Genomic DNA, 15,044 nt, shown 5'->3' on the forward strand with positions numbered 1-15,044 from the left:
GGCCCGGAATGGGGCGGTGAGCTGATGGCCCGCCAGGCGGCGGCGACGCGGCGGATACCGGTCAGCGAGTACGTCGAGCAGCTCATCCCGAGTGGCAACGAGCCGGTGCGCGCCCGATTCATGGCCGCCGCGCAGGAAGCGCTCGGCGAGTACGGCGGTGAGTACGGCGGTGAGTACGGCGATCTTCTGGACGAGACCGAGGGGGCGCAAAGGGGCCCCAGGACAGCTGCCACGGTCCGTGACGTGGCCGAGTCGCTCACGTCCTGGGCTGGGTGACGGCGCACCGTGCGTGCCTGCCTCAGGCCGCTCGCAGTCGCGCTGAGGTTTTTGGCATGGCGCCGATGTCGCGCCGGGAAGCGGTCAGTATCTGTCCTAATTCCCTGCGACTGTCGTCCCGTGCCGAACAACGAGACCGACCAGAAGGATCCGATCACCGTGACCGCCACGTCTGCCACCGCCGCCGCCACGACCACGCCCCCCTCCGCCCTCGACAGCGAGCGCGTCGACCTGCTGGCCCAGCTCGCGACCGCCCGATCCACCCTCACCAACACGACGAACGGGCTCAGCGACGAGCAGGCCGGTGAGCGGCCGACGGTCAGCGCGCTGTGTCTGGGCGGTCTGGTCAAGCACGTCGCGGCCATCGAGGAAGGCTGGCTGCGCTTCGTACTCGAAGGCCCCTCGGCGATGAGTTACGACCTGCCCGACGGTGTCACCTGGGCGGACATGGCGGCCGGTACCGCGCGCGAGTTCCCGCAGTGGGCGATCGACCACCAGAACAACTTCCGGATGCTGCCCGGCGAGACGCTGGCCGGGATTCGTGAGCGCTACGAGCGGGTCGCCGCCCGGAGCGAGGAGATCGTGGCCGCCGTACCCGACCTGTCGGCGACGCATCCGCTGCCGGTGGCGCCCTGGCACGAGCCCGGGGCGGAATGGAGTGTGCGCCGGGTACTCGTGCACGTCATCGCCGAGACCGCCCAGCACGCCGGGCACGCGGACATCCTGCGGGAGACGCTCGACGGGCGGGTGGCCACCTGACGGGGAGGCGGGGGGCGCGGGGGGCGTACAGGAGCGGAAGCCGTCGCGCCGGTCCCCGGCGCTGCTGAGGCCCACGCCAAGGAGGGGCCGGCTCGTTGGAGTCGGCCCCTCCTCGCGGGTCCCAGGGTGTGACGGAATATCGCCGGGCTGGGTCAGATCCTGCCGCAGCCGCTGAGGCCCCAGTGCTTCATGACTTCTCGGGTCTGAGGGCCGTAGTAGCCGTCGGCGTGGGCCTCCCCGAGGTAGGCCGCCTGGATGGATCTGACGGCGAGGAAGGTCTTTTCGCCGTAGTAGCCGTCGACGGCAAGGTCGAAGTTGTGGCAGTTGTTCAGGCTGGTCTGGAGGACCTCCACGGCCTCGTTGGAGTTGCTGGTGTTGAGGACGAGGTTGCAGGTCAGGCTGGGAGTCGGCTGCCCGTAGGCGGGAACCTTGTGCCCGCTGACGTTCTTGTACGTGTTGCAGGTATCACTTTCCGTGCGTGATGGTGAGTGGAGTCGAGCCGCGGCACGCGGCCCGTCCTCCTCCAGGCGGGGGAGGACGGGCCGGGGCGTTCGCTCAGGCGCAGAAGTTCGGGCCGTTGAAGTCCCAGAACGCGCCCTTGGTCGCCGGTCCGGCCACCCCGTCGACGGCAAGGTTGTAGTTGCCGCCGTTGTAGTCGCCGATCCAGTTCAGGAATTGCTGCAGGCCCGTGATCGTGTTGGGTCCGACGATTCCGTCGATGGAATCGTCGTAATAGCCGAGGGCCCTGAACAGTCGCTGCGCCGCCTTCCAGCTGTCCGTGCCCAGCTGTCCGTCGATCGTGCCGGGCTTGTAACCCAGGTTGCGCAGGTAGCACTGCCAGTGCTTGGCTCGGGCGGTGTTCAGCCCCAGGTTGACCACCGCGAGCGTGCCGACCTCACCGCTCGCCGCCTGCTGCTGGGCCGACGCGGGAGCCGCCATGGCCGTGCCCGCGGTGGCCAGGCCGCCGGCGGCGATCCCGATCGCGGCGGTGGCACTGACGAGTGCCTTCGTGAGAGCTCGCATGTTGTTCCCCTCGATTGACGTGCGGTTGAAGAAGCCGACCGCAGCGGCCGGCTCCGCAACGAGACTGCGGGTTCGGCGAGATGTTCGGCCACAGGTGACGCGGAAGTGGCCTCGTCCCGAGACGTCCCGCGCGCTGACCTGCTGAGATGCCGTCCGCCGAGTCCCTGCGGCGGGACTGCGACGAGAGGGGGGATGAGCTGATTCCGCGCCAGGGCGGGGTTGCGGCAGGGCGGGGCCCCCGTGACGGCTGGTGCAGAATGAGACCGGGTCACGGGGGCCGGGACCGAGGCCCCCAACGCGAGTGGGGGAAAGCGTGTCGCGCTGGAAGCAACTGCCCGCCGAACTGCATCCACACGTCCACCAGTTGATCGTGCGACTGCGCGGACTGAAGGACCGCAGCGAACTGAGTACGCGTCAACTGACCGCGAGGACCGGGTACAGCGCGAAGTCGTGGCAGCGGTATCTGAACGGCAGGTCTCTGCCGCCCCGGGAGGCCGTCGAGGCGATGGCCCGCATCGGCGGTGGCGATCCGGCCCGGCTGCTGCTGATGCACGAGATCGCCGCCCAACGCTGGGCGGAGGGACCGATGGTCACCACCGACGCGCCCGAGGACCTCGCCGCGACACCTGCACACACCCCCACGGAGCAGCAGCCGTACCGGCGTCAGCTGCGCGTCGCGGTCACGGCGGGAGCCGTGGTCTCGGTGCTGTCCGTGACCGCGGCACTCGTGCTGGCCGTGCAGCTCACCGAGGCCCGTGCCCAGCTCGCGCGCGACCGCAGCGATGCTCTCCCGTCGGCCCCGGCCACTGTGTCGGCGTCCCTGGTGCCGGTCATCTACACCTGCCGGCTGGAGCAGCGTGACGGCCGCTGGTACGCGGGCCTGAGCCGGACCACGGAGATACCCCTGTCCAACACCCACGTGGGGCTCGAAGTGGCCGAGGCGCAGTGCCTGTTGGACCGGGCGGGCACCGCGCCGGGGGAGATCGACGGCGTCTTCGGCCCGAAGACGCGGCGAGCGGTCGAGCGCATGCAGAAGAAGAGCGGGCTGGTCGTGGACGGGGTCATCGGCACGCGCACCTGGCACGCCCTGCGGAAGGCGGCGGCCAAGTGACCGCGGATCACACTCGGCTGGTCGCGGCGCTGCGGGAGCTGCGGGCCGGTGCGGGGCTGAGCCTGGCGGCGCTGGCGGAGCGGACGGCGTACAGCAAGTCCTCGTGGGAGCGTTACCTCAACGGCAAGAGCCTGCCTCCTCGCCAGGCCGTACGGGAACTGTGCCGGCTCGCGAACGAACCGGACGGGCGGCTGCTGGCCCTGTGGGAGATCGCCGAGTCGCACTGGAGCGGACGCGCGGAGGCCCCCGCACTCGCCCCTCCCACGGACGAGTCGCCGCCGCCCGCCGGGACCGGGCGGCGGCGACTCGTCGGGAGCAGGCTCCTGGTGCTGCTGGCGTCGGCGTACACCGTGATCGTCGGTGGTGTCGCGGTCCTGCTGTTCCTCCTGCTGCCGGACTCGGAGGCTCAGGAGGCCGAGTCGCCACCGGACTCCGTCCCGTTCTCCTTCGCTCCCCAATGCCACGGAGCCGCCTGCGAGGGCCGGGACCCGATGCTCCTGATCTGCGGTATCGGCCCCGACACCCTCGCCTCGCACCGCACGGCCACGGGCGCCTACATCGAGGTGCGCCACAGCAAGAAGTGCGGTGCGAGCTGGGCCCGGACCTGGGGGACCGAGATCGGCGACCGGGTCGACGTCACGGCAGGCGGCCCGACCTACGGCGCGCGCATCAGGAACAAGGACGACGCGGCAACCTTCGTCTACACCAAGATGGCCGAAGTCCGTCCCGGCAGCACCGTCCGGGCCTGCTTCCGGCCGGCATCGGCCGACGGCGAACGGGAGTGCGTCGAGGCCCGCGTCAGCCCTTCACCCCGGTGAGGAACGCTGCCCAGGCCCCGGCCCGGAAGAGGAGTACGGGGCCGTTGTGCGGGGCGGCGGTCTTGGAGTCGCGTACGGGGACGACGCCGGGGGCGGAGGACACCTCGACGCAGTCTCCGCCGCTTCCGTTGCTGTAGCTGCTCTTGCGCCACTCTGCGGTGCTCAAGTCACTCTTTCCGCTTGCCATTTCGGTAGTCCTCTGCCGCTTGCTCGACCATGGCCAGGGACGTCTCTGGTGGAAGTGCCGTCGCCCTGAGCAGATCGTACGACCTGCGGTAGTTCTTCACGAGAGCTGGATAGTCGATGAGTTGGCCGCTGTGGAGACCTTCCGTGTAGATCAAGGGCGGCGCGTCCGGGAAGGTCATGGCCTTGATCATGCCCATCATGAGCGGGTGGGCGGTGGTGGTTTCCGGGAGGAGTTGCAGAACGCCCTGCGTGGAGCGGATCACCTGCGCGATGTGCTCCAGTTGTTCCGCCATCGCCTCCGGCGGTAGAAGCGGTTTGCTGATCAGCGACTGGTGCAGGATCGCCCAGAACGCCGGGCGCACCTCGCGCTCCCAGATGTCTGCGCGCTCCAGGCGGGCCCGTACCTGGCTCTCGACGGTGTCGGGCGGCAACCAGGGCAACGACGTGTGGATGACTGCCTCTGCGTACGGCCGTGTCTGGAGCAGTCCGGGGATGAGCGCGGGCGCCCACTCCTCGATCGACTCCGCACTCTTCTCCATCTCGACGACATCCGCGAAGTACTCCGCATGCCCCGACCGCTTCGCCCTGCTCACGTCTTCACAGCGCCGCATGAAAAAGCCGTCCGTGCCGAGCTTCGCGTCGACATGGCGGGCCAGATCCTCCGGCATCCTGCGTTCGCCGCGCTCGATCTGGCTCAGTAGGGAGATGCCGCGCCAGCTTCCCTCGGCCAGTTGTTCCAGTGTCAGGCCCGCCTGTTCCCTCAGGTAGCGCAACTCGGCGCCGTAGAAGGACGGGACGTTCGCGGACGCGTCGGGGTCCTTACGGGAGGGCACAACTCACCACCGCCTCTTTCCAGTTGCGCTGCGCAATCCGAAGCCCTTCCACGGTACGCACCGTCACGTCACTCTGTGAGGGAATCGTCACAGAACGCGCATGAGTGCCTGCTGAACAGGAAGGTCCCTCCATGGAGCCCACGCAGTCCGAACCCACCGTCTACGACGTCACCGTTTGCGTCGAGGAACTCCGCGAGGCCCTCCGCGAGCACGGGATCACCCTGCCGTCCCTGAGGATCGATCTGGTGAGTTTCGCGGGGAGTTACCGGACGCCGAGGGGGCTGGTCGCGCTGGGCGGCTGCAACGTGGACACCGCGCGGAAGCTGGCCGCCGTGCTGCGGAACGCGGCCGGGCAGTGAACGCGGCGACGCACTTCGGTGCCGAACTGCTGGCCGTCGCCAAGGCCGTGCCCGAGCTTCGGGGCGCGGTGCGGGAGTGGTTCGGGGACGAAGCTTGCGAACAGGTGTGCGGAGACGTTCAGTTGTGCGTCACCGAGCTGGTCGGAAACGTCATCCGGCACATGGGGGAGGGGACGCCCGTTTCCGTGCGGGTGGGCTGTGTGGACGGCGCTCGTATTCGGGTGGAGGTGGGTGATCCCGACCCGCGAGCCCTTCCGGTGCTGCTCAGCGCGACAGGAGCCGACGAGTCGGGGCGCGGGCTGGCGTTGCTCGGGGCGTTGGCGGTGCGGTGGGGCGTGGAGGTGGACGCCGTGGGCAAGACTGTGTGGTGTGAGCTGGCCGGCGCCGGTGTTCCGCAGGCCATGGAGCGCCGACGGGAACAGGAGCGGCTGGGGGAGCTGGTGGCGTGGATGGAGGAGAAGGGCGGTCCGGTCACTGAGGAGGAGTTGGCCGCGGCAGAGAGGGAACGGCGGGAAGCCGGCCGTGTCTTCGCCGAGCGCGGGGCCGGGAACCGCGCACCGGGCCTTCGTACCGCCGGACAGGTGACCGCCCCGCAAACACCACGACCGCGACGGCTCCCCCTCCGCGCCGCCGCGGTCGTTCCCCGTGCAGGTGTACGTCTGTTGGAGCCCGGAGCCGGTGGCTCAGGCCGTCTCGTCCGTCGCGTGGACGTCGTCCGTCGTGGCCGTGGCCGGTTCCGTCGTGGCGTGGACGTCGCCCAGGATCGTCGCCGTGGCCTTCGTCTCCTTGGCCGGTTCGGTCGTCGCGTGTACGTCGCCCAGCGTCGTCACGGTCGCCGGCTCCGTCGTCGCGTGGACGTCGTCCGTCGTGTTCTCGTCGCTCATCTTGCTGTCTCCCCTGAATGGTGACCGGTGGACTGGACGGGCCCGCCCCTCGATTCCCCCGTGGATCGTGGGACGGGCCCAGGGCCGGTTCACCTTAAGAGGTCCGGCCCCCCTGTCGTTCCGCCTGCCCCCCGACGCGACGGCTCGACAGGGACGAGACTGCCGGACCGCGATAAACGAACGATGAACGCCGCTCACAGTCGGGTTTGTCCAGGCAACCTTCAGCGGTTCGTACGCGTCGGCTGCCCCAGCAGCTCCCGTACCGCGTCCCCCTCCGGCGCTCCCAGCGACTCGAAGATGCCGAGCGCGTCCTTCCAGCACACCTGGGCGCGGTCCAGCTGACCTATGCCGTGCAGGGCCCGGCCCAGGACCGTGAGGACGTTTCCGCGGCGCCACTCCCCGCCGATGCCGCGCAGTACCGTCAGCGCCTGCTCGGCGTTGGTCGCCGCGTGTGCCGACCGGGCCGCCGCGAGATCCACCTCGGCCAGGCGGAACAGGGTCATGCCCTCCCACAGGCGCTGTCGGCTGTCCCTGAACACCCGTAGGGCTTCGTCGAGATGGTCGGCGGCCTCCGTCAACCGGCCGCTCTGGGTCAGCGCCAGGCCCAGCGCGTAACGGCCGTTGGCGCCACGTACCGTGTGGCCCATCGCGTCGTACATCGCCGTGCCCCGCTCGGCCAGGGCGACCGCGCTGTCGGTGCGGCCGGTGGCGAGGTGGATGCGGGACAGGTTGCACAGGGCGCTGGCCTCGCCGGGGCGGTCCGCGCAGGCGCGGTAGTTCTCGATGGCGCGGGTGAAGTGGGCCTCGCCCGCGTCGTGCCGGCTCTGGTAGAGCGCGACGATGCCGCTGATGTTGGACGACCAGCACGCGGTGTACTGGTCGTCCGCCGCGAGCGCCAACTCCGTTGCCCGCTCCGACTCCTGGACGGCCGAGTCGAAGTCGCTCCCGGAGACGTGGTGCACGAAGGCCAGGGTGGTGAGGGCGCGCGCCTCGGTGCGCGGGGAGTCCGCCGCCCGGGCCGCGTCCCGCACGATCGCCGCCACCGCCTCGTACTCCCGGGAGTTGGTGCCCGACTCGGCCAACTCCACCGCCACCCACAGGACATCGGCGGCGCGGCGCAGCGCGTGCGGCCGGCTCGCGGACTGCCGTACGCAGGCCAGCACGCACACCGCCTCCGCGTGCACCCAGTCCTGCGCCGCGTGCCGGTCGGCGAACGTCAGGCCCGGGTACTCCGCGTGCTCCAGGTGGTCGACCAGCTTGTCCTCCGGGCGCTGGATGCGGTACGTCGCCGCCACCGTCGCCAGGTAGAAGTCGAGGAGCCGCGACATCGCCGACTCCTGTTCGCCCGGCGGGTGTTCGTCGCGTTCGGCGCAGGCACGCGCGTAGAGGCGTACGAGGTCGTGGTAGCGGTAGCGGCCCGGCGCCGCCGACTCCAGGAGTGAGGTGTCCACCAGGGACTCCAGGATCTCCTCCGCCTCCTCGACGGGCAGGCCCAGTACGGCCGCCGCCGCCGCGAGCGAGATGTCGGGGCCGTCGGCCAGGCCCAACAGGCGGAAGGCGCGGGCCTGTTGGCGGTCCAGGGCGCCGTAGCCCAGCTCGAAGGTCGCCTTCACGGCGAGGTCGCCGGCCTGGAGTTCGTCCAGGCGGCGGCGCTCGTCCGCCAGCTTCTCCGCCAGGACCGACACCGTCCAGGTCCGGCGCGCCGCCAGCCGGGACGCCGCGATCCTGATCGCCAGCGGCAGGAAACCGCAGGCCGCCACCACGTCCAGGGCGGCCTTGCGCTCGGCCGCGACCCGCTCCTCGCCCACGATCCGCGTGAACAACTGGAGTGCTTCCTCAGGGGACATGACGTCCAGGTCGACGAGATGGGCGCCGGCCAGGTCCACCATCCGTACCCGGGAGGTGACCAGGGCCGCGCAGCCCTCCGTGCCCGGCAGCAGCGGACGTACCTGGGCCGCGTCGCGGGCGTTGTCCAGCAGGACCAGGACCCGGCGGCCGTCCAGCAGCGAGCGGTACAGGGCCGCGCGCTCCTCCAGCGAGTCCGGGATCGCCGAGTCGGCCGTGCCGAGGGCGCGCAGGAAGGCGCCCAGGACCGTCTCCGGTTCCGCCGCCTGCGTTCCGGCGCCCTGGAGGTCGATGTACAACTGCCCGTCGGGGAAGGCGGCACGGGCCTGGTGGGCCACATGCACCGCCAGGGTCGTCTTGCCCACGCCGCCGATACCCGCCAGCGCCGACACCGCCATCACCCGGCCCTGCGTCGGCGACGCGGAGGACGCGGACGACAGGACCTTGCTCAGCTCGGAGACGAACGCGGCGCGGCCCGTGAAGTCCGAGACCGTCGCCGGGAGTTGGGCGGGACGTACAGGGGCCGGGGCGGGCTCGGGCGCGAGCGGGGCGGAGGGTTCGGCGAGGCTCGGGTCCGCCTTGAGGATGCGTCGCTGCAACTCCTTGAGGCCGGGGCGCGGATCGACGCCCAGCTCGTCCGCGAGGAGCCTGCGCGTGTCCGCGTACACCGCCAGCGCCTCGGCCTGCCGGCCGCTGCGGTACAGGGCCAGCATCAGCAGTTCGCGCAGCCGCTCACGGAGGGGATGCGCCGCCGTCAGGGCGGTCAACTCGCTGATGGACTCGGCGTGGCAGCCCTGCTCCAGGTCCATGTCGAGGCGGGATTCGAGGAGTTGGAGCCGCCACTCCTCCAACCGCACGCGCTGCGCGTCCGCGTAGGGGCCCGGCACGCCCGCCAGCGGCTCCCCGTCCCACAGGTCGAGGACCTTGTTCAGGACGTCCCGGGCATGGCACAGGTCCCCGGAGTTCTTCGCCTTCTCCGCCTCCGTGGCGAGGTCCTGCGCCACCGCCAGATCGAGCGCGCCCTCGGGCAGCGAACGGATGGCGTATCCGGTGGACTCGCTCAGCAGCACGCCGGAGCCCAGGATCTTCCGCAGCCGCGAGGCGTACGTCCGTACCGCCGCCAGCGCCTGCGACGGCGACTCCTCGCCCCACAGGGCGTCGATCAGCTCGGCCGCCGTGGCCGTCCGGCCCTCGCGCAGCAGCAGCGCGGCCAGCAGCGCCCGTTGCTGCGGGGAACCGGTGGGCAGCTGTTCCTCGTCGCGCCAGGCCCGTACCGGCCCGAGCACGCTGAAGCGCAGTGCCGTTGGGGAACCCGCCGAGGGGTTCACCGGAGTGTCCCTGGGATCCCGCTGTGCCGGCACCCGCGGTACAGCCGGTACGTCACCCATCGCCGCTCCCTGCCGAACTTCATGACCAGGAGAGCAGTTTGCCTTGTCCCTGGCCTATGCGTCAGCTGTCGAGACAGCGATCACAGCTCGGCGCACGAGGTACCACAGAGTTCTCACACTGTCTTCGCACAGGGTCCAACAGAAAGGGACGGGTGGCCAGTCAGCTGACGGTTCGTCAGATCAGCGCTACCGTGCCTGGTATGAAGACGACTGCGGAGACGACGAGCACCTTTCCGAAGATCATCTCGGTGGACGACCACACCGTGGAGCCCCCGGGCGTCTGGCAGGACCGGCTCCCGAAGAAGTACCTGGACATCGGCCCGCGCATAGTCCGCGCGCCCCTGAAGGAAATGTCCTTCCTGGGCGGCCGGTTCAAGCCCGTCATGGGGCAGCCCGGCGACGACGGGCCGATCGGCGACTGGTGGATCTACGAGAACCTGCACCGCCCCCTCACCCGCCTCGACACCGCCGTCGGCTACGACCGCGACGAGATCAAGCTCGAAGTCATCACGTACGAGCAGATGCGTCCCGGTTCGTACGACGTCCCGCAGCGACTGGCCGACATGGACATCAACCACGTCCAGTCCGCCGTCTGCTTCCCCACCTTCCCGCGCTTCTGCGGCCAGACCTTCACCGAGGCCAAGGACCACGAACTCGGACTGCTCGGCGTACGCGCGTACAACGACTGGATGGTGGAGGAGTGGTGCGGCCCGCAGGCGCGGGGCAGGCTCATCCCGCTCACCCTGATCCCGCTGTGGGACGCCGAGTTGGCGGCGGCCGAGGTCCGGCGCAACGCGGCCCGGGGTGTCCGCGCGGTCGCCTTCTCCGAGATCCCGCCACACCTCGGGCTGCCCTCGGTCCACGGCGACGAATGGGACCCCTTCCTCGCGGCCTGCGCCGAGACGGGCACGGTCATCGCGATGCACATCGGCTCGTCCAGCCGGATGCCGTCCACGTCCGCCGACGCCCCGCCCGCCGTCGGCTCCACCATCACCTTCGCCAACTGCTGCTTCTCGATGGTCGACTGGCTGATGAGCGGCAAGTTCGAACGCTTCCCGCAGCTGAGGATCATGTACGCGGAGGGCCAGATCGGCTGGATCCCGTACATCCTGGAGCGCGCGGACGTGGTCTGGGAGGAGAACCGGGGCTGGGGCGGAGTCGCCGACAAGGTCCACCGGCCGCCGTCCGAACTGTTCGCCGAGCACGTCTACGGCTGCTTCTTCGACGACGCCTTCGGGCTGAAGAACCTCGACTCGATCGGCGTCGGCAACGTCCTCTACGAGACCGACTACCCCCACTCCGACTCCACTTGGCCCGGCTCCAGGGAGGTCGGCGAGCGGCAGATGGGGCATCTGGACCCCGAGGTCGTGGAGCGGATCGTACGAGGCAACGCGATCGAGCTGCTGGGGCTGACGCCGGACGGGCTGTGGGATCCGGGCAGCGCCGGGAATTCCGCGTAGCCGCATGACAGGGGCAGGGTGTCCGGTACCGTGAATTCTCTTTGGGGGACAAGTAACCGACTTGTGCGCATGCGTTGACTGTGCACGCGTTGACCAGGGAAACACGGGGGCGTCCGTTGCCGTACACCGCAGAGATCAGCCGGACGAACCCGGGCTGCTTCATCTTCCTGGTGGACCAGTCCGCCTCCATGAGCGACCCGATGGAGAGCGGTGAGACGACACAGCCACGGGCCGAGGTGGTGGCGGGCGCCATCAACCGGCTGTTGACGGAGCTGTCGGTCAAGTGCGCCAAGGAGGAAGGCGTACGCGACTACTTCCACGTCGCCGTCATCGGCTACGGCCACAACCACGTCGGCTCCGCCTACCAGGGTGTCCTCGCAGGGCGCGACCTCGTTCCGCTGAGCGAGGTCGCCAACAACCCGGCGCGGGTGGAGAGCCGTACGAAGAAGGTGCCGGACGGCGCCGGCGGGCTGGTCGAGACGTCCGTGCAGTTCCCGGTGTGGATGGACCCGGTCACCAACGGCGGTACGCCCATGACCCGCGCCCTCGGCTACGCGGACACCCTGGTCAGGAACTGGGTCGACACCCACCCCAGCGGCTTCCCGCCCATCGTCCTCAACCTCACCGACGGCGAGTCCACCGACGGCGACCCGACCAGCGCGGCCATCGGCCTCGCCTCGCACGCCACCGCCGACGGCCCGGTCCTCCTCTTCAACCTGCACGTCTCCGGCACCGGCGGCGCCCCCATCACCTTCCCGGACAGCGAAGACCAACTGCCGGACACGTACGCGAAGTTGCTGTTCCAGATGTCCAGCGTCCTGCCCAGCCACATGCGTTCGTACGCCGCCTCGCAGGGCCACCGCGTCGGCGAGACCACCCGGGGCTTCGTCTACAACGCCGACATCGTCTCGATCGTGGAGTTCCTCGACATCGGCACCCGTGCGACGGAGCTGCGCTGACCATGGGGGACATCCCGGCGCTGCCGCGGGCGCAGTGGTGGTGGACGCAGAAGTCGGGCAGCAGCGCCCAGGAGTACGAGGACGCCGCGTACTGCTGGCAGTCCGGCGAGCCGGGTGTCGACGGCGCCGGACGGGCCGTCGCGTCGCTGTACGCCTCGGTGTCCGACGGCGCCTCGGAGAGCCTGCTGGCCCGCGACTGGGCCGGGCTCCTGGTCCAGGACACCGTCGAGTCGATGCGCCTCGCCGGTGACTGGTGGCAGGAACTGCCCACGTTCGTACGGGACTTGATGGACCGCTCCGCACTGCACTGGGACGCCTTCCTCACCCGCTACCAGGCCGAGCGCGCCGCCCAGGGCAGGCCCATCGCCTGGTACGAGCAACCCGGCCTGGAGAAGGGCGCGTTCGCCACGGTGTTGGGCGCCGAGATCCGGGCCACGGTCCTGGAGGACGGCACGACCCGCTGGTTCTGGTACGCGTTCGCGCTCGGCGACAGCTGCCTCTTCCAACTGCGGAACGGACGTCTCCTGGAGTCCTTCCCGCTGAGTACGGTCGAGGAGTTCGGGATCACTCCCCAACTGCTCGGCAGCCGCAACCACGACGTGGAACTGGTCGCGGAACGGATGCGGGTGGCCTGGGGCGAACTGCTGCCCGGCGACGAACTCCTGCTCGCGACGGACGCGTTGGCGGCCTGGCTGCTGGCGAGCGCGTCCACGGCCGCCCTCCCGGCCTTCGCGCACTTCGACCAGCAGGACTTCGCCGAGTGGGTGGACGACCAGCGGGCGCGCGCCCGGATGCGCAACGACGACGTGACGCTCGTCCGCGCGAGGGTGGGAGCGGAGGCGTAGGTGGCGGTGCCCCCCGGCGGTGCCCCCGGACCCGTACCCGGACCTGTTCCCGTCCCCGGAACCGGCTCGGCCCGGAAGTTCCCGACGGGAGCGAACTACGCGGAGGCCCTGCAACACCCCGAACTGTGCTTCAGCGACCCCGACTTGAAGCACGGCACGGTCCAACAGAGCCCGGTACTGGGCCCGAAGGCGATCTCCGGGAACTTCGCCAGCGTCTTCTCCGTCACCGCGAGGAGCGGACAGCGGTACGCGCTCAAGTGCTTCACCCGGGACAGCCCGACGCTCGGCAAGCGCTACGCCGCCATCAGCGCGGCGCTCAGCGGCCTTGGCGGCATCGGCGCGGGCGGCCTGTCCCAGCCGTGGCCGGTCGGGTTCGACTTCCTCGAACAGGGCGTCCTGGTCGGGCGGGAGTGGTACCCGGCGGTCAAGATGACCTGGATACAGGGCACCGGACTCATCAGCTGGATCGAACGCAACCTCCACGACCCGGCCGCCCTGCACGCCCTCGCCGACCGCTTCCTGGCCATGACCGCCGACCTGGAGAAACACGGCATCGCCCACGGCGACCTCCAGCACGGCAACCTCCTCGTGGCCGCCGACGGCACCTTCCGCCTCGTCGACTACGACGGCATGTACGTCCCCGCCCTGCGCGGCGAACAGGCGACCGAGAACGGCCACCGCAACTACCAGTCGCCCACCCGTACGGCCGCCGACTTCGGCCCCGCCATGGACCGCTTCTCCGCCTGGACCATCGAACTGGCCCTGCTCGCCGTGGCCACCGACCCCGGCCTGTGGACCCAACTCCACGACAGACACGGCGAGTTCCTGATCCTCTCCGAGGCGGACTTCAAGGAACCGGCGACGTCCTTGGCCTGGCCGGTCCTGCTGACCCACCCGGACCGGCGGGTACGGGACATGGCGAGCCGGGTCAAGAGCTTCCTCGGCAAGTCGGCGTCGGCCCTGCCCCCGCTGACGGCGGACGCGGTGCGGATACCGGGCCAACGGACGGGGCCGGGGGCGAGTGCGAATGGGCATGGGCATGGGGCCGGCCTGAATGGCAGCCGCCCCACGGTCACGTCCTGGACGCCGCCTGCGTCCGCGACGCCGACTCCCGCTTCCGGGGTCCCGGCGTGGATGGTGGGCCGCGTGGCCACCCCGACGCCGGCCCAGCAGCCCGCCGCCGGAGCCGGGGGACGGGCCGGCTTCGCCGGGCGCGGCGCCGGTGACCTGTTCGCGGCCGTCGGCGCGCTGCTCAGCACCTCCACCCCGGGTGCGCTGGTCCTCGCCGCCGCCCAGCCCGTGGACGTCCTGCCCGCGGCACAGGGCGTGGCCCTGCTCACCTCCGCCGCGCTGGTGGGGCTCGGCCGACGTCGGCGCCCCGAGTACCGGGCGGCGCGGAAGCGCGTACGCGAACTGAAACGCCGCTCCCGTGAGCTGGCCGACCCGGCGAGCGCGTACGAGCGCCTGGAGAAGGAGATCCGGGCCCTCGACGAGGCCCTCGCCAAGGACAACACGGCCTCCGACCAGCGCATCCAGGCCCTGCAGATCGAGCTGCGCGACGGCCAGTCCCGTATCACCATGGACCTGAACCGGCGTACGGACCAGGCGCAGCAGCAGCTGGCCGGGCTGGCGGCGAAGGAGCGGCGGCTGCTCGACAAGGCGCTGGAGCCCGCGATCAGGGCGCACATCCAGGACAGGCTGCGTCGGACGCCGATCCAGGAGGCGCTGTCGCTCAGCAACATGGGCGCCAAGATGGTCCGGGCGCTCCAGGACGCGGGCATCCGTTCAGCCGCGGACTTCATCGGCGTGGACTTCTCGTACAACCCGTCCGTCGTGTTCCTGGTGCGTCCCGGCGGCCAGCGGGTACGGGTGCCCGGCATCGGCGAGGCCCGTGCCACGGCGCTGAGCGACTGGCGTCAGGGCCTGGAACGCCGGGCCAGGGCGACCGCACCGACGACGGTGCCCGCGACGACGAAGGCCCAGATCAAGACGGACATCGCCACGCTCCGCCGAACCCACAGGGCGGAGATCAAACAGGCCGAGGCGGAGTCCCAGCAGAAGAAGTCCGCCCTGCAACGCCGCATCACCGACGAACGAGCCCGCCTCACCACCCAACGCCAGCAGCGAGCCATGGACACCCAGCGCAAACGGGCGGAACTCCTCCAACGCCAGAAGCAGTTGGCGGGGGCGGAGGTGGAACGGGCGCGGGTGGTGGGGGAGTTGGCGGGGGCTCGGAGGGAGGCTCGGGGGGTTTTGGGGGCGGGGAGGTATGTGCGGTTCTTGGTTGTCGGGCGGTGA

At 70.5% G+C, this 15,044-nt stretch carries 15 protein-coding genes and 1 pseudogene; 10 read left to right on the top strand and 6 right to left on the bottom strand.

What is annotated here, in order from left to right:
- Positions 1-24: 24 nt before the first annotated feature.
- The gene (locus LUX31_RS26355) at positions 25-276 is read left to right on the top strand and encodes a hypothetical protein (protein ID WP_235477639.1); all 252 of its coding nucleotides are present in this window, start codon (positions 25-27) and stop codon (positions 274-276) included.
- A 159-nt stretch (positions 277-435) separates the two neighbouring features.
- Entirely contained in the window at positions 436-1,035 is a 600-nt protein-coding gene (locus LUX31_RS26360; protein WP_235480059.1) for a DinB family protein, read from the top strand.
- A gap of 152 nt (positions 1,036-1,187) precedes the next feature.
- On the opposite strand, the gene LUX31_RS26365 is transcribed toward LUX31_RS26360, so the two are convergent.
- Positions 1,188-1,388, bottom strand: coding sequence for a peptidoglycan-binding domain-containing protein (locus LUX31_RS26365; RefSeq protein ID WP_235477640.1), 201 nt, complete (start codon positions 1,386-1,388; stop codon positions 1,188-1,190).
- 202 nt (positions 1,389-1,590) lie between these two features.
- Entirely contained in the window at positions 1,591-2,058 is a 468-nt protein-coding gene (locus LUX31_RS26370) for a peptidoglycan-binding domain-containing protein (protein ID WP_235477645.1), read from the bottom strand.
- 313 nt (positions 2,059-2,371) lie between these two features.
- On the opposite strand from LUX31_RS26370, the gene LUX31_RS26375 reads away from it, so the two are divergent.
- A complete protein-coding gene (locus LUX31_RS26375) occupies positions 2,372-3,169 on the top strand; it encodes a peptidoglycan-binding protein (protein ID WP_235477647.1) in 798 nt (265 codons plus the stop codon).
- A complete protein-coding gene (locus LUX31_RS26380; protein WP_235477649.1) occupies positions 3,166-3,987 on the top strand; it encodes a helix-turn-helix domain-containing protein in 822 nt (273 codons plus the stop codon). Before LUX31_RS26375 ends, LUX31_RS26380 begins: the two co-directional genes overlap by 4 nt.
- Here LUX31_RS26380 and LUX31_RS26385 read toward each other — a convergent pair.
- Complete coding sequence (locus LUX31_RS26385) at positions 3,968-4,174, bottom strand: DUF397 domain-containing protein (protein WP_235477651.1); 207 nt, start codon at positions 4,172-4,174, stop codon at positions 3,968-3,970. The two genes, LUX31_RS26380 and LUX31_RS26385, sit on opposite strands and share 20 nt — an antisense overlap.
- On the bottom strand, positions 4,155-5,006 hold the full coding sequence (locus tag LUX31_RS26390) for a helix-turn-helix domain-containing protein (RefSeq protein WP_235477652.1): 852 nt from the start codon (positions 5,004-5,006) through the stop codon (positions 4,155-4,157). Before LUX31_RS26390 ends, LUX31_RS26385 begins: the two co-directional genes overlap by 20 nt.
- A 131-nt stretch (positions 5,007-5,137) precedes the next feature.
- Here LUX31_RS26390 and LUX31_RS26395 point away from each other — a divergent pair, with 131 nt between their 5' ends.
- Positions 5,138-5,365 carry a hypothetical protein gene (locus LUX31_RS26395; protein WP_235477654.1) on the top strand — a complete coding sequence of 76 codons (228 nt, stop codon included), beginning with the start codon at positions 5,138-5,140 and terminating at the stop codon, positions 5,363-5,365.
- A 68-nt stretch (positions 5,366-5,433) separates the two neighbouring features.
- A pseudogene (locus LUX31_RS37715) lies at positions 5,434-5,673 on the top strand (ATP-binding protein); the annotation flags it as partial.
- 375 nt (positions 5,674-6,048) lie between these two features.
- Here LUX31_RS37715 and LUX31_RS26405 read toward each other — a convergent pair.
- A complete protein-coding gene (locus LUX31_RS26405; protein WP_235480208.1) occupies positions 6,049-6,249 on the bottom strand; it encodes a hypothetical protein in 201 nt (66 codons plus the stop codon).
- A gap of 221 nt (positions 6,250-6,470) precedes the next feature.
- Positions 6,471-9,482 (bottom strand): AfsR/SARP family transcriptional regulator, encoded by a 3,012-nt coding sequence (locus LUX31_RS26410; protein WP_235477655.1) that lies wholly within the window; start codon positions 9,480-9,482, stop codon positions 6,471-6,473.
- 200 nt (positions 9,483-9,682) lie between these two features.
- Here LUX31_RS26410 and LUX31_RS26415 point away from each other — a divergent pair, with 200 nt between their 5' ends.
- The 4 genes from LUX31_RS26415 (at position 9,683) to LUX31_RS26430 (ending at position 15,044) form a co-directional block, all read left to right on the top strand.
- Positions 9,683-10,942, top strand: coding sequence for an amidohydrolase family protein (locus tag LUX31_RS26415; protein ID WP_235477657.1), 1,260 nt, complete (start codon positions 9,683-9,685; stop codon positions 10,940-10,942).
- Between the two features lie 116 nt (positions 10,943-11,058).
- On the top strand, positions 11,059-11,901 hold the full coding sequence (locus LUX31_RS26420; RefSeq protein ID WP_235477665.1) for a vWA domain-containing protein: 843 nt from the start codon (positions 11,059-11,061) through the stop codon (positions 11,899-11,901).
- Positions 11,902-11,903: 2 nt separating this feature from the next.
- On the top strand, positions 11,904-12,746 hold the full coding sequence (locus LUX31_RS26425; protein ID WP_235477667.1) for a hypothetical protein: 843 nt from the start codon (positions 11,904-11,906) through the stop codon (positions 12,744-12,746).
- The gene (locus tag LUX31_RS26430) at positions 12,747-15,044 is read left to right on the top strand and encodes a hypothetical protein (protein ID WP_235477673.1); all 2,298 of its coding nucleotides are present in this window, start codon (positions 12,747-12,749) and stop codon (positions 15,042-15,044) included.

The organism is Streptomyces sp. GQFP, assembly GCF_021545335.1.
Classification (GTDB): Bacteria; Actinomycetota; Actinomycetes; order Streptomycetales; family Streptomycetaceae; genus Streptomyces.

Excerpts from the sequence above, each read along its gene's own strand:
- LUX31_RS26385 (WP_235477651.1), bottom strand. The coding sequence starts at position 4,174 with ATGGCAAGCGGAAAGAGTGACTTGAGCACCGCAGAGTGGCGCAAGAGC.
- LUX31_RS26370 (WP_235477645.1), bottom strand. The coding sequence starts at position 2,058 with ATGCGAGCTCTCACGAAGGCACTCGTCAGTGCCACCGCCGCGATCGGG.
- LUX31_RS26410 (WP_235477655.1), bottom strand. The coding sequence starts at position 9,482 with ATGGGTGACGTACCGGCTGTACCGCGGGTGCCGGCACAGCGGGATCCC.
- LUX31_RS26415 (WP_235477657.1), top strand. The coding sequence starts at position 9,683 with ATGAAGACGACTGCGGAGACGACGAGCACCTTTCCGAAGATCATCTCG.
- LUX31_RS26395 (WP_235477654.1), top strand. The coding sequence starts at position 5,138 with ATGGAGCCCACGCAGTCCGAACCCACCGTCTACGACGTCACCGTTTGC.
- LUX31_RS26405 (WP_235480208.1), bottom strand. The coding sequence starts at position 6,249 with ATGAGCGACGAGAACACGACGGACGACGTCCACGCGACGACGGAGCCG.
- LUX31_RS26355 (WP_235477639.1), top strand. The coding sequence starts at position 25 with ATGGCCCGCCAGGCGGCGGCGACGCGGCGGATACCGGTCAGCGAGTAC.
- LUX31_RS26425 (WP_235477667.1), top strand. The coding sequence starts at position 11,904 with ATGGGGGACATCCCGGCGCTGCCGCGGGCGCAGTGGTGGTGGACGCAG.